The sequence below is a fragment of the Paracoccus sp. S4493 genome, assembly GCF_000967735.1.
GTDB lineage: Bacteria > Pseudomonadota > Alphaproteobacteria > Rhodobacterales > Rhodobacteraceae > Paracoccus > Paracoccus marcusii.
In genome coordinates this window covers 1-336 of sequence record NZ_JXYF01000012.1, presented here as the reverse complement: position 1 = coordinate 336, position 336 = coordinate 1, and the positions used below count along the sequence as shown (strand labels likewise).

1 protein-coding gene is annotated in these 336 nt (G+C 58.9%); it reads right to left on the bottom strand.

Features of this window, described 5'->3' with window-relative positions; genetic code table 11:
• Positions 1-146 precede the first annotated feature (146 nt).
• Complete coding sequence (locus TW83_RS21970) at positions 147-275, bottom strand: transposase (RefSeq protein WP_239441275.1); 129 nt, start codon at positions 273-275, stop codon at positions 147-149.
• Between the last annotated feature and the right edge of the window lie 61 nt (positions 276-336).

Genomic DNA, 336 nt, shown 5'->3' with positions numbered 1-336 from the left:
TTCAGCTTTCTTTCCAAAAAAGGGTTGGCCACCGCCAGTTCCCTGAGCTTGGCATGCAGATCCCGGACCTGATCCTCATCGATCACCGGCGCCTTGCGGCCACCGCGTTCAAAGACACCGGACGCGCCATCGAGCAACGCGCGTTTTCATTGATTGATCATCGTCGGATGCACGCCGAACCGGCTCGCCAGCTCCGACACGGTCCCCTCGCCTTTCAGCACCTCAAGTGCCACCTTCGCCTTGAACCCAGGGGCGTGCCGCTTTCGTCTCGACATCGTCGATCTCCCTCGTGATGAAGATCAGCAGACAGCAAAAACAGAGCTTACGTCAGTGCCC

What these genes read in the sequence shown, in the direction of transcription:
- TW83_RS21970 (WP_239441275.1), bottom strand. Translation starts at nt 275, where the DNA reads ATGTCGAGACGAAAGCGGCACGCCCCTGGGTTCAAGGCGAAGGTGGCA.